12 protein-coding genes, 1 tRNA gene and 2 rRNA genes are annotated in these 20,227 nt (G+C 64.4%); 6 read left to right on the top strand and 9 right to left on the bottom strand.

The genetic code is table 11. The annotated features are described in order from the left end of the window. Positions 1-19: 19 nt before the first annotated feature. The 5 genes from ROY82_11885 to ROY82_11865 all read right to left on the bottom strand — a co-directional run bounded on the left by ROY82_11885 (position 20) and on the right by ROY82_11865 (position 9,620). On the bottom strand, positions 20-1,258 hold the full coding sequence (locus ROY82_11885; GenBank protein MDT3683157.1) for an extracellular solute-binding protein: 1,239 nt from the start codon (positions 1,256-1,258) through the stop codon (positions 20-22). A 127-nt stretch (positions 1,259-1,385) separates the two neighbouring features. Further along, entirely contained in the window at positions 1,386-2,393 is a 1,008-nt protein-coding gene (locus tag ROY82_11880) for a LacI family DNA-binding transcriptional regulator (GenBank protein MDT3683156.1), read from the bottom strand. Between the two features lie 450 nt (positions 2,394-2,843). Next, positions 2,844-4,724 carry a hypothetical protein gene (locus tag ROY82_11875; GenBank protein MDT3683155.1) on the bottom strand — a complete coding sequence of 627 codons (1,881 nt, stop codon included), beginning with the start codon at positions 4,722-4,724 and terminating at the stop codon, positions 2,844-2,846. A gap of 159 nt (positions 4,725-4,883) precedes the next feature. Continuing rightward, positions 4,884-6,176 carry an NHL repeat-containing protein gene (locus ROY82_11870; protein ID MDT3683154.1) on the bottom strand — a complete coding sequence of 431 codons (1,293 nt, stop codon included), beginning with the start codon at positions 6,174-6,176 and terminating at the stop codon, positions 4,884-4,886. 225 nt (positions 6,177-6,401) lie between these two features. Further along, positions 6,402-9,620 (bottom strand): AAA family ATPase, encoded by a 3,219-nt coding sequence (locus tag ROY82_11865; GenBank protein ID MDT3683153.1) that lies wholly within the window; start codon positions 9,618-9,620, stop codon positions 6,402-6,404. Positions 9,621-10,030: 410 nt separating this feature from the next. On the opposite strand from ROY82_11865, the gene ROY82_11860 reads away from it, so the two are divergent. The 3 genes from ROY82_11860 (at position 10,031) to ROY82_11850 (ending at position 13,883) form a co-directional block, all read left to right on the top strand. After that, a 23S ribosomal RNA gene (locus ROY82_11860) occupies positions 10,031-13,572 on the top strand. 65 nt (positions 13,573-13,637) lie between these two features. After that, a 5S ribosomal RNA gene (gene rrf / locus ROY82_11855) occupies positions 13,638-13,754 on the top strand. Between the two features lie 53 nt (positions 13,755-13,807). Further along, a tRNA-Gly gene (locus ROY82_11850) sits at positions 13,808-13,883 on the top strand. 87 nt (positions 13,884-13,970) lie between these two features. Here the strand turns inward: ROY82_11850 and ROY82_11845 are convergent. Beyond that, positions 13,971-14,219 (bottom strand): hypothetical protein, encoded by a 249-nt coding sequence (locus tag ROY82_11845; protein MDT3683152.1) that lies wholly within the window; start codon positions 14,217-14,219, stop codon positions 13,971-13,973. Positions 14,220-14,488: 269 nt separating this feature from the next. Beyond that, the gene (locus ROY82_11840) at positions 14,489-14,716 is read right to left on the bottom strand and encodes a hypothetical protein (GenBank protein ID MDT3683151.1); all 228 of its coding nucleotides are present in this window, start codon (positions 14,714-14,716) and stop codon (positions 14,489-14,491) included. A 265-nt stretch (positions 14,717-14,981) separates the two neighbouring features. Here ROY82_11840 and ROY82_11835 point away from each other — a divergent pair, with 265 nt between their 5' ends. Further along, complete coding sequence (locus ROY82_11835) at positions 14,982-15,506, top strand: NUDIX domain-containing protein (protein MDT3683150.1); 525 nt, start codon at positions 14,982-14,984, stop codon at positions 15,504-15,506. Here ROY82_11835 and ROY82_11830 read toward each other — a convergent pair. After that, positions 15,460-17,331 carry a lytic transglycosylase domain-containing protein gene (locus ROY82_11830; protein ID MDT3683149.1) on the bottom strand — a complete coding sequence of 624 codons (1,872 nt, stop codon included), beginning with the start codon at positions 17,329-17,331 and terminating at the stop codon, positions 15,460-15,462. The two genes, ROY82_11835 and ROY82_11830, sit on opposite strands and share 47 nt — an antisense overlap. A gap of 214 nt (positions 17,332-17,545) precedes the next feature. On the opposite strand from ROY82_11830, the gene ROY82_11825 reads away from it, so the two are divergent. Continuing rightward, positions 17,546-18,016: a GreA/GreB family elongation factor gene (locus ROY82_11825; protein ID MDT3683148.1), complete on the top strand. Its 471-nt coding sequence runs from the start codon at positions 17,546-17,548 to the stop codon at positions 18,014-18,016. Positions 18,017-18,027: 11 nt separating this feature from the next. Continuing rightward, entirely contained in the window at positions 18,028-19,521 is a 1,494-nt protein-coding gene (gene lysS / locus ROY82_11820; GenBank protein ID MDT3683147.1) for a lysine--tRNA ligase, read from the top strand. Here the strand turns inward: lysS and ROY82_11815 are convergent. Then, positions 19,490-20,185: a hypothetical protein gene (locus ROY82_11815; protein MDT3683146.1), complete on the bottom strand. Its 696-nt coding sequence runs from the start codon at positions 20,183-20,185 to the stop codon at positions 19,490-19,492. The two genes, lysS and ROY82_11815, sit on opposite strands and share 32 nt — an antisense overlap. Between the last annotated feature and the right edge of the window lie 42 nt (positions 20,186-20,227).

The raw sequence follows: 20,227 nt of genomic DNA, 5'->3' as shown, positions 1-20,227 counted from the left end.
GGTGTCTAGACTTGCGCCGTTATTGCGGGGTGGCGCGCTGCAGGAGGGCGTCCAGGTCCGTCTGGGCCTGCTTGAGCGCCGCTTCGGAGCCTGACGCCTTGGTCATCACGGCGGTCATGGCGTTGTTGATGGGTCCCATGTAGTCGGTCCCCACCTTACCGAACTGGAAGCCGTAGACGTTGCCGTGCGAGGCTCCCTCGAAGACGATCTTGTTGGCTTGTGCCTCGGCCGTGTCCTGCTTGAAGTACGGGTTGTCGGCGAGGGCCTTGCGGCTGGGGATGGCGAGCCCCTGCTCGAGGATGAACTGTTGCGCCTCGGGACTGGTGAGAGCGTCCAAGACCTTCACGGCGGCGTCTTGCACCTTGGTGTCGGCGTTGATGGCCCAAGCCACGGTGTAGATGAAGTTGCCGCTCTTGCCGGTGTTGGGCGACTTGGGCAGGAAGGTCGCGCCGTACTGCAGGTTGGGGGCGTTGTCGCGTAGGAAGCCGAGGATCCAGGCGCCCTCGATGGCGACCGCGGCCTGCTCACGTGCCAGGCAGTCGCCGGGCCAGCCTGCGCCGACGTCGGCGGGTTGCACGGCCACGCCCTTGGTGACGAGCCCCGTGTAGAAGTCGAACGCTTGCGCGAAGTCGGGCGAGGTGATGTCTGCCTTGCCGTCGGCGGTGAAGGGCGTCCAGCCGTTGGCGAACGCGAAGGCGCCCAAGCGCGCCGTGTCGGCGGCCAGGCAGGCGCCGTACAGGTCGGGCTTCAGGGCGGCTACCTTGGTCAGTTTGGCTTCGAAGGAGTTCCAGTCGTCGTCGGCGTTCGGGTAATCGGCACCGGCCGCGTCGAAGATGTCCTTGTTGTAGAAGACCGCGAGCGTGTTGAAGTCCTTGGCGATGCCGTAAACGTGCCCGTCCTGCGTGAACACCGCGTTGAGGGTGTCGATGAACGCGCTGGTGTCGACCAGGCCCTCGAGTGGTAGGAGTTTACCGGTGGCGATGAAGCCCGGGGCAACCTCGCCCGGCACGTAGAAGACGTCGCCGGCGGTACCGGCCGAGAGCGAGTTGACCAACACGGTGTTGTAGTCGGTCTCGATGGGCTCGTACTTGATGGTGATGCCCTGAGCCGCCAGATCCTTGCCGATAACCTCGTCGATCAGGCGTTGAACGATGGCGGGGTCCTGGCCGCCGTAGCCTTGGACGCGCACGATGGTCTGTGCGTTGGCCCAACTGAAGGCGAACAACGTTGCCAGCAATGCAATAAGTAGTCTCTTCATGAGTCCTCTGTTACCTCCGGTGGTACTCGCGCCCCCGGCGCACCCGGTTCCTAGGGCGTGCTTGGGCGGACGCCCTTCACGTTGGCGGGTCGACGGCCGATCCTAGTCACGCTCCGCTAACAGTCACTCACCCCCTTCGCCGCGCGGTCGTACCGCGCGCGATAAGCCTCACAGGAACGAGCTCGCTCCTGACGGGCAGGCCTTGGAGGCCCTCGTCGAGAAGCGTGACGGCGGTGTCGGTGATGCGTCTTATGTCTTGCCGCACCGTCGTGAGGCCCCCAGCGACGTCCAGCCCGTCGGCGACCTCGGGCAGGTCGTCGAAGCCGACGACCGATACGTCCAGCGGGACGCTCAGGCCGAGGTCCTCGAGGGCGGCAATGGCGCCAAGCGCCATCTCGTCGGAGGCCGCGAAGATGGCGGACGCGCTGTTGCCTGCCTCGAAATAGCGGCGCACGGCCCGGTAGCCGCCCAGGACGGTGAACTCACCGTCGAGCAACTGCTCGCGGGTCTGACCGATGCCCGCCTCGCTTAGCGCCTGCATGTAACCCTGATAGCGGTCCTGGAACGCCTGCTGGCTCATCAAGCCGCCAAGGTGGACGATGTCGCTATGTCCGAGCTTGATGAGGTGCCTAGTGGCTTCGAGGCCACCGCGGCGATCGTCGGGGGCCACCCACCGGACCCCGGCGGCGCGGCCAACCAGGACGAACGGCACCTGTGTTCGCAGCAGCAGTTCGAGCCGTGAGTCGTCTTCGTGGGCGCCGTGCAGGATGACGCCACTGGGCAGCCTTGCCGGCAACCCGTTGGGCCCCGTCTCCAGCTCCTCGAAGCGGTAGCCATCCTGTTGGAGCCGCGCTATCAGGTGCTCCATGAACAGCATGAGGAAGGGCGTCAGCCGCCGCGCGCCGCGCGCGAGGCTCAGCCCGATGCTCAACTGCCGCCTGGACAAGGTCCGCGCCGCGTGGTCAGGGCGGTAGTCGAGCATCTCGATGGTGGTGAGAACGCGTTCTCGCGTGGACGCGCTTACGCCCGCGCGGTTGTTGAGCACCCGGGACACGGTGCCGGTGCTGACACCGGAGCCGCGCGCAACGTCTTCGATGGTTGCGCGCTCCTTGCCTCCGCCGTCGCCGCTGTTCATGCCGGTTCTCCTAGCGTGCCGATAGCCTCTAGCGTGCTGGTGCCCTTCGTGCTGGTGCCCTTGGCGTGCCTGCCCTTAGCGTGCCGACGTGCCTGCTCTTGTGCCTGCTCTAAGGGTGCCGATGCGCGGGTCGTAAGCGCTTACGAAAGCTTGTTGCCTGCAGCATAGGTATTACGCAGCCCATTGTCAACTAGGATACGGAGGGGGGCTCGGGTGCAGCAGGGAAGGGGGTGCGCAGCTGTTGGCATAGTGGCCGTAAGCGCTTACGAATCTTGAGTCGGGCGTCTTGTCTCGTACCCGGCAAGTCGTGTGACGGGCAAGAGAACACCCGAGTACGCGAATCGCCTCGCATACTCGGGGTAGGCCGGCCGGCGGCCCTCGCGGTAGGAGTTCTCCGGTCAGCTCTCGCGGCAGGACCTGCCAGGTCCGCTCGCTACACTTCTGGCGAGATCACATGCACCAGCACAGCTCTTGACCGTTGAAGGGCTCGCAGTGGGGAATGCACGGGGGCTCCACCTCGCCACGCACCAACGCTTGCAACCGCGCGATCGGCAGGGCGTCCGGCGCTATGGTCGTGGCGCCGCCCTCGACCTGGAATACCTCGACCATGATTGTGTCGACATCATTGGCCGTGATGCCGATCGGGTAGTCGTGCGTGTACAGGATCTCGGGCGACCTGGTGTCGAGGGTGGTGCCGTCTTGTAGGTAGTCGCTGATGGTGCCGTAGTTACCGCTGGTCGTCCAGCGGTAGAGGTAGTTGCCGTTCTCGCCCGTGATGGCCCGAACGGTGAACTCGGCCTGCGCCATGTCGCGCGTTATTCGTGCCTCGGTCGGGGTCAGGACGAAGAGGGCCGGTGCCGATTCCGCCTGCCACGACACCACGGCTGGTGCTCCCGCAAGGTCGTAGGCGATCTTCGACAAGTCACCGCTGACGAGAATGCCCTGCACCGCCGCAACGATCGCGCTGGCGCTGGCGCGGCTCGACAAGCGCTTCTCGATGGCGTCGATGGACGCCTTGTTCTTGTCGCTCAGCGAGAGCGCGTCAGCCACCACTCCCATCATGTCTAGGCGGAACATCTTGTTCTGTGCCAGCTCCTCGAGCATGAACTTGAGGGCATTCGCGTAACCGACCTGCCCTTGGGTGAGGTACACGCCGAGCCCCATCAGATGCTTGTCGTAGATGATTCGGACCCGGTCGCGCGCGCGCTTCAGTTGTGCGGCGTCGAACTGCACCAAGCGTCCGAGGCCGTACATCTCGATCAGGGGCAGCAGCATCTCGCCCAGGAACAAGTCCACCGACTTGTCCATCACGATGTCGTCCCACTCGCCGTGGTGCGCCTTGAAACGCGCATCTCTCATGATGGGCCACTCTGCGTCGGTGGCGGACGGGCCCAGCAGTATCAGCTCATAGTGAGTGCGTGAGGCGCCCAAGTGGCCAACGAGGTTAAGAGGTGAACTCAGGACCGGGGTCCACGGCGCATCGCCGGTGATGACGTCGAGGAGGGCGTGCAGCAGCTCGAGCTGACTCGTAGCCGGTACCTCGACACGTTCGACCAAGACGGGCGGATCGACCGGGATGCTCACCCGATCGGCGTCCTCCCACGCCACCTCGTAGGCCAGAAGCGCGGCCGGGCGGCGCAACTGGTTCTGCGCCACCACGCCGGCGCCTGCAGGGTTGTGCAGCACCTGGACGCCCGCCTGGGTGGCGGTGGCGGGCTCGATGATGATGCTCGTATCACCCGTGCCGGCGGCTTCGAGCTGGGCGCGGCAGGTTGCGGGGCCGACGAGGGCCTCGGTGAGCTCGGCCCCTGCGAACAGACTGGCGTGCGCCGCCTCGAGAGCAGCCAGCAAGTCCGCGTCCGGCTCGGCCAGGCCGTTGCCTCCCGCCAGCAACTGCCGTTCGAGTTCGCGGGCCACGGGGGCGGCCTCCGGCCGGCCCTTGAGTAGCTCCCTGACCTGATCTTGCTGCTCGGCGGGTAACCACATGCCGCCCACCGCGTAGTAAAGGAGCGCCTCGGCGGTGCTCGTTAGCGACAACTCGAGCCTTCCGCCACCGCTGACCCCCAGGAGTAGGAGCGCGCCACCCGCGTCCTCTGCGCCCACTTCCGAAACGGCCCCCTGCAACACGGAGGCCTCGAACTTGCCGTCGGCGGCCACCGGGAAGCTTCCCAACACGGTGGTCACCGTGAGCGTGGCGAGGTCGAGCTGGTGGCCTCTCGGGAGCAAGACCTGGCCATCGATCGTGCGCGTGCCGGCGGGCGCTGCGGGGCCACCGCAGGCAGCGAGCGTTAGAGCCACGAATAGCAGCGGAAGCAGCCGGAGCTTGGTCATGCTGAAGCGTAGCGGGTAGGCCGTTAAATCGGACTTAAACGCGCTTTGGCTTGCGGTATCTGCCCCGCGACCGGCCGCCTAGGCGCATAGGCTCGGCGCTCGCGGATGGGGTCCGGGAGCGCCGAACTGGAGGGATGCGGCAACGGAGGCCGCGGTTGGTCAGGGAGTGTTGATGGGCAGGTTCGCCGGCGGGGGGCTGAAGGCCATGAGCATGCCATCGGTTAGTCCTATATCGGTGATGACGACGCCAGCCGTTGGTGACACACTTCCCACCAGTGCCCCGGGGTTCGCGAAGCGCCGGAGGTTGCTCGTTGCGGTGTCAGCATCTCCCACCCACAGTGCCCCATTGGCGTCGAACGCTAACCCGAGAGGGTTATTGCCGAGGGAGCTGTGGTCGATTGTTGCGGCCGGTGTGGGGTTGCCTGAGCTGGTCAATTGTGCGGCGTCGAAGCGCACGACAGTGGCTGATATGTTGCTGACCCACAGGTTGCCGCCGGCATCGAACGCCATAGCGTACGGACTCTCGAGGCTGCCACCGCTGGTGTTGAGCGTGACGGTGGGCGCGGGGGTTCCTGTTGCGGTGAACTGCGCAGGGGAGAAGCTCACGACAGTGCTGGCGTCCCGATTGGCGACCCACAGGTTGCCTTGGCCGTCGAAAGAAACCGCGACGGGCCTCGAAAGACTACTGCCGTTGGCGCTTATTACCACGGACGGCGTGGGTGCTCCATCTGCGGTGAGTTGGGCGGGGGAGTACCCGAGCAACCTGTTGTTCCAGAAATCGGCGGTCCAGAGGTTGCCGGAAGCGTCGAACGCCAGGCCCACGAGGCCGCCGTAAGCGGTGGCATCGATCGTCACTGCGGGTGCGGGTGTGCCCGAACTGGCCAAGGAGGCCGCGTCGTAGCGGTAGAGGTACCCGATAATGTCCGATACCCACATATTTCCTTCGCCATCGAAGGCAATCCCCTCCCCGTGATTGGTCGTACCCATGAGACTCACGTCCGGTGTCGGGGAACCAGAGGCAAGCAGTTGACTCCGCGCCAAACCGACTGCCTGATAGGAGCCGCCCCACTGCGGGATCCACAGCATTCCGGAACCCGGGCGGAGGGCGTAACTGACGGTTGTGGTAGCCGTGTCGTTCGCCGCTACGGTGACGCTGGTCGGGGTGGCGGAGCCGTCGAACGCTTGGGGAACGATGGAATCGCTGCCTCGCGCTTCCGACACTGCTATGGAGTACGTGCCAGGCGGCACTTTGAGTGTGGTCGTGGTCGTGACGGTTTGCGAGTAACCGTCCGGGCCTGTCACCACCACTGCGCCTGCCGTCCCGCTGGGTAGTCCCGCCACTGCTACGACGAGAGTTCCTACGGGCGGCGCCGAGGGCGTGGAGCAAGCTGCCAAGAATGCGGTGAGGGCGAAGGCAAGTAGCGACGTAAAGACGATGCGAGATCGGGTCATCAATTTCTCCTTCCGAACAGTACGGATACTTGTGGTAGACCCTAGCACTTGCCCCCGGTCTTCCGGGCCCGGCGGTCGCGTTGATGCCTCCGGTGGAGGCCCTCCCGTTTACACAATGGCCCAGGCCACCTCGCCTTACGCGCCCTCGCCTTACGCCCCCGTGTCGGGCAAGACGCTGGTGTTGCGTCCAGTTGGCGGCCTACAGGCTTGATTGACAGCGGACGGTCAGGCGCGCAAGGGCGTCGGTTCCGCCGCCTCCAGCGGTGCGCGGAGGCGAACCTCGAGTTCCTTCGCCAGCTTGAGGACCTGCTTTGCCGCTAAGTGCGGACCCGGCCGGGGCGCGAACGGGGCCTCGCCCTGTGCCGGGGGCGGGAACGGCGCCCCTTCGGCCCTTAGGAGCTCCTGCGCATGTCGACGAGTATGCTGCCTCGCTGAAGCGTGAGTTGCGGCTAGCCTTACCAGTGCCAAGCCGGCAACCTTAGGGGCGACGAGCCGTGCGAGCACGAACGCATCGAACGCGTACGGCACCAACATGAACCTGGTGATCAGCTCCAAGGCGCTCACCAGCGGCGCCACCGCATCCACGCTAGCGCCGCTGGGCTCACCCCGAGCCGCAGCATCGAGCACGGCGTCGGCGGCGCCCAGTAGGAGACTGAACGCCTGAAGCTCGGGCGCTTCGAATTCGACTGCTTGTGTTCCAACCGCCTCTTTGGCTAGCGCATGAAAATGGCGAACCCTGGCTTGGTCACGAGCGAAAAAGGCGGACCAGGCGATCAGCTCGTGGTCCCTGGTAGTAGGCAGGTCGATAGCGTCGAGGAATGCAACAGCCTCGGCGACGTTGCCGCGGGCGAACAGCATGTGTCCGTGGACCCAATCGTCGATGTCGAGCTTGAACTTATGCTCCTCCCAGGGCTGGCGTTCCTCGACGAGGCGTCGCGCCTTGGCGTGGTGCTCTCGTGCAGAATCCAGGTCGCCCAACTGGATCAGGAACAGGGCGCTGAAGGAGTGCATGTGGCAGAGCATGGATGTCCTCGCGGCATTCTCGTGCTCCAACTCCAACGCTTCCGCCATTCCGGCCACGCCGCCGGCGTAATCGCCGAAGATGCCCGCAACGAGGATGGCTCGGTTGTAGATGATCTTCGCCAAGTCCGAGATGTTGCCTGCCCTCCGACACGCGGTGATGGCGCGATCATAGAGCGAGAGTACGGTTCCGTACTCCTTCGTCGCGAAGCCTAAGTTGGACAGGCAACCGCCCAATGACCTCCCGTCGTCGTGGTGCTCGAGCAGCGGCACGGCCTCTGACAAGGCGCGCCGCGCCGCGCCGAACTCTCGTTGATATATGAGCGCCAAGCCGAGGGCGGAGAGGATCATGCCGACGTCGCCGTCGCTTTCCTCGTGACGGGCGATGGTGAGGGCGGACTCGAGCAGGGCTTGCGCCTTGGCGGGCTGGTCGGGGGTGGAGTGCTTGGCCAAATAGGTGGTCAAGCGTGCGGCCACGAGCGATCCGGCTTCCACGCTGTCCAGCCCTATCGTCAGCAGGTGCGTTAGTTCTTCCCGTCGTAAGCGGGCCGCCAGGTAGCCGTACAGCATGTACGCCATCTCGTCGAGCAGGTCGTGGCGGCGCGCGGCGGCCGCCCATTCCCAGGCCGCGCGGATGTTGGCGGATTCGCGGTCTAGTTCCTCGAACGCGCTGCGCTCCCCCGCACGCTGGTAGCTGGACCGTTTAGCGGCGAGCTGCTCGCTGAAATGCTCCGCGTGGCGCGACCGCCACTCGCCAGCAGCAGCTTCGGCGTCCAGCTTTTCCGCCGCGTACTGCCTAACGAGCGGGTGGAGGTCGTAACGGTTGCCCCTGCGCTGCAGCAGCGCGCGGTCCATCAACCCCTTCAGGGTACGCAAGTCCATGCCAAGCACCCTTGCGGCAGCGTCGCGCGTGAAACCACCACGGAACAGCGAGCAACCCGCCAACGCCGCCCGCTGCTCGTCCGTGAGCAGCTTCCAGGAACGCTCGAACGTCAAGCGCAAGGCGGCCTTCTGGCTTGGCGTGTCGCGCTGAACGCTGACCAGCGCGTCCAAGTCCGCCTCCAACTCGCGCGCCAGGTCCGTAGGCGGGATGACGCGCATCAACGCGCCGGCGAGCTCTACCGCCAACGGCAGACCCGTCACCAAGTGACAGATGCGGAACACCGCCTGCGCGCCCGCCTCGTCGAGCCCGAAACGTGGGTCGTAACGCCTGGCGGTCAGCAGGAAGAGGTCAACCGCTTCGGAGCCCTCCTCCTCGCTGCTCACCGCCTCCACGCTGCTCGGCAGCCCCAAGCCACCCAAGGGGTAGAACGATTCGGCCGGCAACCCGAGCGGTTCTCGCGACGACACCACGATGTTCAAGCCAGGACACCCATCGAGCAGCGCCATGATGCCCGCAGCCGCGGCCGTGAGGTGCTCGAAGTTGTCAAGGATCAAGACGGCGCGGTCCGCGACAAGCTGCTGCGCAAGCACGCTCACGGGATCCCTGCCGCTCAGCGTCGTCCCCATGGCCGCCGCGATCCGAGCCGGCACCTCGGCTGCTTCGCTCGCCGATTCCAGCGCCACGAAGTGAACGCGGTCGTAACGCCCCGAATGCGCCAGCCGCGTGGCCAGGGCCTCCACGAGACGCGATTTCCCGGTTCCACCCAGACCCGTCACGGTAAGCAGGCGGGTGCCTGCGAGCAGCAGTGAGTCGATCTCCTCCAGCTCCGAAGTTCTGCCCACGAGCGGAGACGACAGCCGCGCAACGTTATGAGCCGTAGGACGCGTACCAACGCCTTCGAGCCCTGCTTCGCCACCTACTTCCAGCGGCAAGCCCATGGCCTCCGCTTCCTTCTTGACCGGCGCGGCACGCGGATTATCCGTAACCAGAAGCAACCGGTGCAGGCGGCGCAACAGGTCGGCGTCGGCGTCGACCGCATCGGTGCCCAGCGAGACGGCGCGTTCGGCGAACCTAGCGGCGTATGCGTGCCTGCCGGCAGCCAACTCCCGCTCACCCTCACTAACGAAGGCGCGCTGAGCCCGAAGCGCAAGTAGCTCACGGGTGAGGAACAACCACTCCTCCAGCTCGACCCCACGCTCAGGGATATCGACGCCCGCCAGGAAAGTGCCGCCGTAAAGCTCGACGACACGCCCCGAGTCGCCGTCCGCCGCCGCCTCCTTCAACTCCACGGCGTCACACGCGAGCCGAGTCGAAAGGGTGAAGCCGTCGACATGGACCGCTTGCGGCAAGTGGTGCCGGATCTGCGACAGGGCCACGGAGAGACTCTGGCGCGGGTTCGCGGCCGTCGGCCAGAAGAGTTCCGAGAGGTACCTACGGTCCCTCGGTCCCTCCACAGCCAGGTAAGCGAGAAGGAGCAGAGGCTTCTGCCTCCGGAACCCTCCACCCGGCAGGCCTAACCCCCCGAGAGTCCGCAAGCGCATAGCAAAGTATAGGCACGGCGCGAGCCCTCGACGCCCCGTTGGCGCACTACCCAACGCAAGTAGTGGCAGATGGCATGACGGCGGCGAGTTGGCCTCCCCGGCTCCCCGACGTTCTTTACCGCCCAGCGATCAAGAATGTCGCCACGGTGAACGACTACCTCTCACAGCCCTTGCCGATAAACGCTGCTCCGAAGACGCTTGACACCCTTCGAGCCCCAGGTGTACACTCAACTTTGCCGCTCGAAAGACCGGCGAGAACATTGACAGGTGAATAGAAGGCAAGACATCAGGGCTCGAACGAGCACTTGGTCCCGTGAGGGACGAAAGATCGTACGAGCCGCGAATCGGGTTTTTTCAAGCCCAGAATCGCGTGTCTGCTCATACACATCAAAATGAAATTGCAAGAAATGGGTCAAGTTACTAAGGGCACACGGTGGATGCCTTGGCAGTCGAACCGATGAAGGACGTGGCTACCTGCGATAAGCCTCGGGAAGCTGGAAGCAAGCGTAGATCCGAGGATCTCCGAATGGGGAAACCCAGTGGGGCGAACCCCCACTACCCATGACTGAATACATAGGTCATGTGGAGGGAACCCAGGGAACTGAAACATCTAAGTACCTGGAGGAAAATAAAGAAACCTCGATTCCCCCAGTAGCGGCGAGCGAAAAGGGAATAGCCTAAACCGGCTCCTACGGGAGCCGGGGTTGTAGGACCGGCAACGTGGACTCGAGCGTATAGCGGAAGCGCACTGGAAAGGCGCGCCATAGCGGGTGATAGCCCCGTACGCGAAATGCGCGGAAGCCTAGCCGGCACCTGAGTAGCGCGAGTCACGTGGAACCTCGCGTGAATCTACGGGGACCACCCCGTAAGGCTAAATATTCCGACTGACCGATAGTGAACAAGTACCGTGAGGGAAAGGTGAAAAGCACCCCGTGAGGGGAGTGAAATAGTACCTGAAACCGTGTGCTTACAAGCAGTCACAGCCCTATGCATATCTTCGGATATGAACGGGTGGTGGCGTGCCTCTTGAAGCATGATCCTGCGACTTACTGGTAGTGCCGAGTTTAAGCCGATAGGCGGAGGCGTAGCGAAAGCGAGTCTGAACAGGGCGTTCAGGCGCTATCAGTAGACCCGAAACCGGATGAGCTAGCCATGGCCAGGTTGAAGCTTCCGTAAAAGGAAGTGGAGGACCGAACCCGTTGAGGTTTAAAACTCTTGGGATGAGCTGTGGTTAGGAGTGAAAAGCTAACCGAATCCGGAGATAGCTGGTTCTCCCCGAAATAGTTTTAGGACTAGCCTCGGGGGTTCACCGATGGTTGTAAAGCACTGATTGGGCTAGGGGGCTCACCAGCTTACCAAACCCTGTCAAACTCTGAAGGCCGTCGGTTCATACCCCGGGAGTCAGTCTGCGTGAGCTAACTTTCGCAGACAAGAGGGAAACAACCCAGAACGCCAGTTAAGGTCCCCAAGTCATGGCTAAGTGGGAAAGGATGTGGAGACGCTAGGACAGCTAGGAGGTTGGCTTAGAAGCAGCCATTCCTTTAAAGAGTGCGTAATAGCTCACTAGTCGAGTGTCTCTGCGCCGAAGATGATCGGGGCTAAGCCATGCACCGAAACTGCGTCAGTGCTGCTAAGCAGTGCTGGGTAGGGGAGCGTTCCGTAAGCCGTTGAAGCGGTACCGTAAGGAGCCGTGGAGGTATCGGAAGTGCGAATGCAGGAATTAGTAACGATAAGAAGGGTGAGAATCCCTTCCGCCGAAAGCCTAAGGGTTCCTGAGCAAGGGTCGTCCACTCAGGGTTAGGCGGGACCTAAGGCGAGGCCGAAAGGCGTAGTCGATGGACAGCAGGTCAACATTCCTGCCCCGCCGTCGTGGAGTGATGGGGTGACGCATTAGGATAGGCCATCCGGAGCTATGGCTATGCCCGGCGGCGTACGAAGTCTGGAGGGATAGGAAAATCCGCCCTCCGCGTAGATGACGTACGTCGGGAAGGTCCTACGGGACTGATAACTGGTTGAATCCACGGTGCCAAGAAAAACCTCTAAACGTTGAAGCGATGGCGCCCGTACCAAAACCGACACAGGTAGGCGAGTGTAAGAGCACTAAGGCGCGCGAGAGAACCCTGGTTAAGGAACTCTGCAAAATAGCCCCGTAACTTCGGGAGAAGGGGTCCCACGTGTAAGGTTGTCCGCAAGGATCGCCTGAGGTGGGCGCAGTGAATTGGCTCTAGCGACTGTTTACCACAATCACAGCACTCTGCTAACCCTTATAGGGGATGTATAGGGTGTGACACCTGCCCGGTGCTGGAAGGTCAACGGGAGGCGTGAAAGCGCCGAACTGAAGCCCCAGTGAACGGCGGCCGTAACTATAAAAGCTGACCGTTGTAGTTACGCAAATAAACTCAGCCATATGCTGGAAACTCCGAGAATCCTCCGCTACTCGCCACATCGCTTATGATGGCGGCAGTGACAACGCGTGAGGTGCGGACAATCAGCAGGAAAGACTCCCGCGGTGTTGACGATATCGATCATCAACCTGTTGGGAGAATCCTCAGAGGCCATACGCTGAGCGAACTCGAAGCGATCAACCATCGCCGCCTGCTTCGAGTAGATGATATGGTCCGATCTCCATGGCGACATGGAGGGCAGAAATTGCCGCACTGGTTGAATTCTGACCGGTGTTAACAGTAAGAACGGTCCTAAGGTAGGAATGCTGCCCCCCTCATCAGTAATGGTGAGGTGCGCATCTGGCTATATGCTGGAAACCCTGAGAATCCGCCGGTACTAGCCCTCAAGCGGGCAGTGACAATCCGCGCGGCGCAGGCAATCAGCAGGGAAGTCCGCTGCCACATTGGCATGACCCCTCAGAGACCACACGCCGGACGTCCGGCTATTCGGACGAAGATATGGTCCCATCTGCATGGCGACATGCAGGGACAGCAGCCAAGGACTGCTGTCCGCCCGGTAAGTTTGGGTAAGACTAAAGAGCGAAATTCCTTGTCAGGTAAGTTCTGACCTGCACGAATGGTGTAACGACTGGAGCGCTGTCTCAACCAGGGACTCGGTGAAATTGAATTGGCTGTATAGATGCGGCCTACCCGCAGCAGGACGAAAAGACCCCGTGGAGCTTTACTACAGCTTGATGTTGACGCTTGGACTGATCTGTGTAGCATAGGTGGGAGACTGTGAAACCGGGCCGCTAGGCTCGGTGGAGTCATCGGTGAAATACCACCCTGATCGGTTCGATCGTCTAACCTGCACCCGTTATCCGGGTGGGGAACAGCGTCTGGTGGGTAGTTTGACTGGGGCGGTCGCCTCCTAAATTGTAACGGAGGCGCGCAAAGGTTCCCTCAGCACGGTCGGAAATCGTGCATAGAGCGCAAGGGTATAAGGGAGCTTGACTGCGAGACGTACATGTCGAGCAGGGACGAAAGTCGGCCCTAGTGAACCGGTGGTACCTTGTGGAAGGGCCATCGATCAACGGATAAAAGTTACCCCGGGGATAACAGGCTGATACCGCCCGAGAGTTCATATCGGCGGCGGTGTTTGGCACCTCGATGTCGGCTCGTCATATCCTGGGGCTGGAGAAGGTCCCAAGGGTCGGGCTGTTCGCCCGTTAAAATGGCACGCGAGCTGGGTTCAGAACGTCGTGAGACAGTTCGGTCTCTATCCGCTGTGGGCGTAGGAAAGTTGAGGAGAGCTGCTCCTAGTACGAGAGGACCGGAGTGGACGCACCGCTAGTGTCTTAGCTGTCGTACCAACGGCACATGCTAAGTAGCTACGTGCGGAACGGATAAGCGCTGAAAGCATCTAAGCGCGAAGCCGACTCCAAGATGAGCTTTCCCATCCCTTTAGGGAGTAAGACCCCCGGAAGACCACCGGGTTGATAGGCTGGGAGTGTAAGCGCGGCAACGTGTTTAGCTGACCAGTACTAATCGGTCGAGGACTTGACCATTTCTCGGACTCATTCCGAGTGTAGACACCTGAGCTTGCCTTCTATAACCTGTCCATATCTTTCCTCTTCGTGCTCGTGGCGGCGTGGACCCACCCGACCCCATTCCGAACTCGGAAGTTAAGCACGCCAGCGCCGATGGTAGTTGGGGGGCAGCTCCCTGCAAGAGTAGGTCAGTGCGAGGAGGTTATTTTAGAAGGAGCCGGTCTGGGGCCAAGTGTCTCAGACCGCTCCGTATGCGGGAGTAGCTCAGCTGGTAGAGCACTACCTTGCCAAGGTAGCTGTCGCGGGTTCGAATCCCGTCTCCCGCTCCACACGAAGCACCCGTCCAGGCCGAGGGATCGAGACTCGCCGCGAGGACGGGCGCTTTCGTTATGGGACGGCAAGTGCCGAGCGGCGCGTCAGCGGCGGTAGCCGAGCTCGCCTTTGGGGGCCCCGCTCAGGCCAACGATGATGAGCAATATGCCCACCACGACACCCAGGCAAGCCAGAACCTCGACGAAGTTCACGTCACTGATGAACGGCCCTATGGAGGCCGTATGGCCCGCGTCCACCTTGTTGAGCGCGGGCGGTATGGCGATGCCCTTGATGATCAGCACGACGAGAGAGACGCCCAACAGGCCAAGCCCACCGAAGGTGAAGCGCTTCATCGGTACCTCCTAGCGAGGAGCGGCCCCTCGTGGCGGCCAACCCGGCCGAGAAGCGCTCCAACGTGATAGGGCAACGATAGGCTCGAACGCCCCCCGGTTGCCGTGCGTTAGGTACATCGCCTGGCGGTCATGCAAGTTGGCTTGAACCCACGCGGCACAGGCCAAGGAAGCCTCGCGGCGCAGGTAAGGAAGCCTCGCGGCACAGGCTAAGGAAGCCTGGCGGCGCAGGCGCGGAAAGCCTAGCGGCACGAGGCGCAGGTCGGGTCAGCTCAGCGGGGCCGGGAACGCGACCCAGCGACCACGAGTACGATGCCGGCAACGACGGCAACTCCGGACGCGATGTCCGGGATATCGATACTCCGCTTCTCGGAAGCCGTCAACTCTACCGGGCCGAGATCGACCTTGGACGTGTTGGTGGTGTAAGTGACGCGCTTGACGACGAACCCCGCCACGCCTAGCACGATGAGGATCACACCTATGAGGACGAGCGGTTTCATATCTGCCTCCATACGATGCCCCCGAGGCCGGCGAGGCGGTCCGAACGACCGGCCGACCGGGGAGGTCAGACATTGTAGGGGAGAACGGCGTGCCATTTCGGTAAGTTTGGTGAACTCCGGTTTAGATTTCCTGTTATAGGGCCGACGGGGCTAGACGCATCGGCGCCCGCCAAGAACCGTTGGCGGTGCCGCCGCCGATGCTCAAACCAGCTCGAACTTGCCGCCCACGAGGCCAAGTGTCAACCTTGTGCGGTGGAGGCCTAAAGTGAGGGATCCTGAGGTCAAGGTTGGGTTCGTGGCCTCGGCGGCCGCGCTAGAAGAGTTCGCGGCTTCCGCGGAAGCCGACGCGCGCCGCTTGGTTGTCGGAGCGCTCGTAGCCGATGATGGCGGCCGCATCTACCTTCAACGCCGCAGCCTCACGAGGGAGCTGTTCCCCGGCCGCTGGGATCTGGTGGGCGGTCACGCAGAGGCCGGCGAGTCGGTGCTTCAAGCGCTCGCCCGTGAACTGGCCGAGGAGACGGGGTGGCAGTTGACCGCCGTCGGCCCAGTGGTCGAGTTGCTCGACTGGGAGGCGGGCGGGACGCGGCGGCGCGAGATCGACCTACTGGTGAGGGCCGCAGGCGACCTCGAACGGCCACACCTCGAGCAGGGGAAGCACGACCAGGGCCGCTGGTTCGGGCCCGCAGCCTTGCCACTGCTAGAAGTCGACCCCCACGCCGACCCGTGGACCCTCGGCGTGGTGGCTAGGGGCTTTCAGTTGCTGAGGAGCTGGCGGCCGTCGGAACGGTAGCCGGAACGATAGCTGCAACTTCAGCATGGTCCAAGCCTTCGTCGAGGCCCGCAGCCAGACCGGGGTAAAGCATGCGGTAGATGACCAGGTTCTCGTAGACGACCTGAAGGTACTCCCGCGTCTCGCCGTGATCCAGGTGGCGGTAGAAGTCGTCGCGGTTCCCGTCCACGCTCTCACCCTCGAGGGTGCGGCGCACGTAACCCTGGCCGCCGTTGTAACCGGCGATCACCAGTTCCTCGTCGCCGTCGAAGTAGTTGAGGAGCCAGCGCAGGTAGGTGGCGCCGTAGTTGATGTTGCTGACGAGGTCGAACGGATCGCCCGGGCTCTCCTTGCGCAACTCGGCGATCCAGTCCCAGGTGGAGGGCACCACCTGCATGAGGCCCATGGCGTTGGAGCGCGAGACGGCCACCGGGCTGAACGCCGACTCCTGGCGCATGACGGCCCAGATGAGGGCGGGCTCGAGCTGGTTCTCGGCCGCGGCGGCGGTCACGGTCGCCGGCCAGGCCGGCGGATAGGCCAGGCGCCAAGCGCGCAGGTCGTCCACGCCCTTGGCGAGCAGCGCGCGAGCGGCACGGCTGCTCTGGCGGTACTCGTCGAGGGCCTGCAGCTGCTCTGCGAGTTGAAGAGTGGCGTCGACGTCGCCGGCGGCCTCGGCGTCACGCAGGGCGAACAGGAGTTCGCCGGTGGCCGACGAAGGGTCCCCCGTCACCACCAGGTCGGCGGCCAGCGCCAGGGCCGGCGCTGCCAGTGTAGCCGCGTCTTCCGCCAAGGCCGCGCGCGAGTACTCGCCTACCGGCGCCGAACCGGGGTCGGGCGCCGCCGGTAAGCCGCCCAGCTTGAGGGCGAAGAAGCTCCCGAGCGGAATGGCGTCGAGGGCTTCGCGCTGGGCGGCGGCGTCGCCCAACCGTGCGGCAAGCACGTAGGCGCGGTACGCGGCGTCGTCGGTGTAGGCGCTGCTCCCCGCCGCCAGCTCCAGGTACAGGGGCAGGGCCTCGGCATACTGTGCACGCGCCTCGAGCAGGTCGGTGGCCAGCCAGATGAGGTCGGCGCGGCCCGTCTGCCGCAGGTAACGCACCGCGTCGGCGGTGCGGCCGGCGCGGTTTGCCAGCAGCCCCAGGCCCTGGTTGCCGGCCGGACCGAGGGCCGTGAAGGCCGCCGTCGCCTCGCCGTTACGTTGCAGGTAGTAGAGGCACCAGGCGACCCCTAGGGCGGCGGTCTCGCTGTTGGGGTCCTCCTTCAACCAGTTGCGGTAGGCGGCCAGGGCCTCCTCGTAGCGGCCCAGGGCCCGCAAGGCCGGCGCCTCGATCGACGGCGCCGGACGGCCGCCGAGAGCCTGCAGCGCCGCCTCGTAGTGGTTCACGCCCAGGAGTCCGGCCGCGAGGCGGTAAGGATCGGTCTCGAGCCGCGTGAAGGCCTCGATGGCGTTGGGGTCGGGCAGGGCGGCGCGGTAGGCGGCGATGGCCGTGGCGGTCTCGCCGGCCGCCTCGGCGAGCTCGCCACGCATGAGTTCCAGGCGTTGTGTCTCAGCCTTCATGAGAGGATCCGGCATGCGCAGCTCCAGCGCCCGCTCCAGGCCCCTGAGCCGTAGCCTTGGCGAGAGCTGGGGCCAGGCGGAGAGCTCCGTGGCCGCTAAGTAGGCGGAGTAGCGGTCGCTCTCGAAGGCCAGCCGCTCGAGCATGGCCGCGTCACCCGTGGCGCGAGCCGTCTTCAGCTCCTCGTACGGCAGCAGCGCCGAGTCGGCGTCGGGTGGCGAGGAAGCGGTGAGTGGGAACAACGCCCCGGCAAGCAGCGCGAGGGCGAGAAGAGCAACGATCCGGTACTTCATGGGGTCAGTCTACGAAGGCACCGGGCTACCCGGGTGAGCGGTTGGATACGTGGGCCAAGATGCCCGCCGCGGCCGTGCATGAGGTAGAATCGGGCCACAGTCCAGCGGCCGAACGGCTTGTCCTATGCAGGACAAGCCGCTTGCTAACGGTCCAGGCGGGCAATCGCACGGCGACCGCTAAGGGAGAGCGTGGCGGCCGCTAAAGGAGAGCGACATGGCGATGAGAGTTCGAATCACGCCTGAAGGCTTCGAGCGCCTCAAGGCGACGCTAGAACAAGAATACGCACGCCTCGACGAGGCGACCAAGATCCTCCAGGGCCTCACGGGTTCCTCGGACGACTACGACGACAGTGGCCTGGAGGACGCCAAGGCCGAGAAGGCGCGCATAGAACGGCGCATCGACGACCTCGAGCTGCAACTCAAGCACGCCGACCTCATCGAGGGCACGGGCGCGGGTCACGTCGACTACGGCAGCGTCGTCACGCTTCTCGACGTCAAGACCAAGGACAGCTTCCAGGTGCAGGTCGTCTCGCCGGTCGAGGCCGGCATCCTGGAGGGAGACATGCCGAGGGTAAGCGACGAGTCTCCCCTCGGCAAGGAGCTCATGGGGCGCAACAAGGGCGAGAAGTTCAAGGTCGCCATACATGGCGGAACCAGCGAGTACCAGATCCAAGACATCGGCTGAACTCAAGGCTGATGTCGCAGAAGTCGCTCAGAGAACAGCGTGAGCAGCGCCTCCGTAACCTGGAGGCGCTGAAGGAACGTGGCTTCGAGGCCTACCCGTACGTCTATCACCCGACGCACGGTTCGGCGCAGCTTCACGCCGCACACCCGGCGCCGGAGCCGGGGGCGCGCCTGGGAGACGAACGCGTCGTGGTGGCGGGCCGCGTCATGCTGCTGCGCATGCTCGGCAAGCTCACGTTCGTCACGCTCCAAGACGCCGAGGGGCGCATCCAGGCATCGTTCCAGCGCGACAAGCTGGAGACCTACAACGCGCTGAAGAAGATCGACCTGGGCGACTGGCTCGAGGTGAGCGGCACGCTCTACGCCACGCAGACCGGCGAGCTCACGGTGGACGCCGACGATTTTAGGCCGCTGGTCAAGAGCCTGCGCCCGCTCCCCGACAAGCATCACGGCCTGACGGAGAAGGAGGCGCGCTACCGCCAGCGCTACCTCGACCTGATGGTCAACCCCGAAGTGAAGCGCGCGTTCTCGCTGCGCGGCCGGGCCGCCTCCTTCATACGGCGCTACCTCGACGACCTCGGCTTCCTCGAGGTCGAGACCCCGGTCCTGCAGGCCGTGCCGGGCGGGGCCGAGGCGCGGCCGTTCGTCACGCACCACAACGCGCTCGACTACGACTTCCACCTGCGCATCTCGCTGGAGCTCTACCTCAAGCGCCTGATAGTGGGCGGTTTCGACGCCGTGTACGAGATCGGGCGGAACTTCCGCAACGAGGGGATCAGCTACAAGCACAACCCCGAGTACACGATGCTCGAGCTGTACTGGGCGGGCAGGGACTACCTGGACATCCTGGAGCTGGTGGAGGACATGTACTCGGCCCTCGTGGTAGAGCTCCTGGGCACCACGAAACTGCCCTACCAGGGCGCCGAGCTCGACTTCACGCCGCCGTGGCCCCGCATCGACTACACGGGCGAGCTGGCGAAGCGCGCCGGCATGGACTTCGACCCGCTCGACGAGCCGCGCCTACGCGCGTGGACGGCGGAGCACCACCCCGGCGCCGGCACGGGCAACGAACCGCCACTGGCCGAGAGGCCGCTCAACCAGCTCTACGACAAGCTCTACGACATCTACGTCGAGCCCAACATCGTCGGCCCGGTCTTCGTCATGGACCACCCGCTCGCCATCAGCCCACTCGCCAAGCAGCACCGGAGCCGGCCCGGCCTCGTGGAGCGCTTCGAGCCGGTGGCCGTCGGCATGGAACTGGGGAACGCTTTCAGCGAGCTCAACGACCCGCTGGATCAGCGCGCGCGTTTCGAGCAGCAGCAGGCGCTGCGCGAGGCCGGCGACGAAGAGGCCCAGATGATCGACGAGGACTTCCTCACCGCGCTCGAGTTCGGCATGCCGCCCACGGGTGGCCTGGGGCTCGGAATCGACCGTCTGGCCATGCTGCTGGCCGACGTGCCGAGCATCCGCGACGTCATCCTTTTCCCGCTTCTGAAGCCGGAGTAACGGCGGCGCCGCGCTTGTCCTTGGTGCTCATGGCGGCGTAGCGGGCGTCGAGCCCGCGGAACAGGCGCAAGAAGAACTGCATGAGTGGGCCCGCCGTGAGCGCGAACAGGACGGTCCCCAGGCCCACGCTGCCGCCCATGACCCAGCCGAGGGCGAGGACGCTCACCTCCGTCAGGGTGCGCACCAGGCGCACGGACGCGCCCGTCACCTTGGCGACGCCCAGCACGAAGCCGTCGCGAGGCCCGGCGCCGAGCCCGGCCGTGATGTAGAGGCCGGTGGCCAGGCCGGTCATGGCGAGCCCCGCCACGAACAGCGCCAGCCCGAGCGCGTAGCCGGAGGGGTGCGGGAAGCCGGGCAGCCCCAGGAAGACGTCGGCCCAGACGCCGATGAGGAGCATGTTGAGGACGGTGCCCACGCCCACCCTCACCTTCGGGCCCAGGACCGAGTAGACGAGGACCGCCAGGCCGGCGGCCACCATCGCCTGGCCGAAAGAGAGCGGCGTGAGTAGCGAGATGCCCTGGTGGAACACGTCCCACGGGCCCAACCCCACGTTCGCTTCGACCATGAGCGCCACCGACAGCCCGTAGAGCAGGAGCCCCACGTTGAGCTGGAGGAGCCTGAGAACGAACACGGGCCACGAGGAGGGTCGATGGGCACGCAGCACCAGGGGAGCGTAACCCCGCGGCGCCCGTGGGTTAGCATTCCC

It is taken from the genome of Truepera sp., assembly GCA_032027045.1.
In the GTDB taxonomy this organism is placed as follows: domain Bacteria; phylum Deinococcota; class Deinococci; order Deinococcales; family Trueperaceae; genus JAAYYF01.
Note: the sequence above shows the minus strand (reverse complement) of the source record. Positions and strands in the feature narration are given on the sequence as shown.

Bases quoted from the DNA above. Each gene is read 5' to 3' on its own strand.
- ROY82_11885 (MDT3683157.1), bottom strand. From the start codon at position 1,258: ATGAAGAGACTACTTATTGCATTGCTGGCAACGTTGTTCGCCTTCAGT.
- ROY82_11880 (MDT3683156.1), bottom strand. From the start codon at position 2,393: ATGAACAGCGGCGACGGCGGAGGCAAGGAGCGCGCAACCATCGAAGAC.
- ROY82_11875 (MDT3683155.1), bottom strand. From the start codon at position 4,724: ATGACCAAGCTCCGGCTGCTTCCGCTGCTATTCGTGGCTCTAACGCTC.
- ROY82_11870 (MDT3683154.1), bottom strand. From the start codon at position 6,176: ATGACCCGATCTCGCATCGTCTTTACGTCGCTACTTGCCTTCGCCCTC.
- ROY82_11865 (MDT3683153.1), bottom strand. From the start codon at position 9,620: ATGCGCTTGCGGACTCTCGGGGGGTTAGGCCTGCCGGGTGGAGGGTTC.
- ROY82_11845 (MDT3683152.1), bottom strand. From the start codon at position 14,219: ATGAAGCGCTTCACCTTCGGTGGGCTTGGCCTGTTGGGCGTCTCTCTC.
- ROY82_11840 (MDT3683151.1), bottom strand. From the start codon at position 14,716: ATGAAACCGCTCGTCCTCATAGGTGTGATCCTCATCGTGCTAGGCGTG.
- ROY82_11830 (MDT3683149.1), bottom strand. From the start codon at position 17,331: ATGAAGTACCGGATCGTTGCTCTTCTCGCCCTCGCGCTGCTTGCCGGG.
- ROY82_11825 (MDT3683148.1), top strand. From the start codon at position 17,546: ATGGCGATGAGAGTTCGAATCACGCCTGAAGGCTTCGAGCGCCTCAAG.
- lysS (MDT3683147.1), top strand. From the start codon at position 18,028: ATGTCGCAGAAGTCGCTCAGAGAACAGCGTGAGCAGCGCCTCCGTAAC.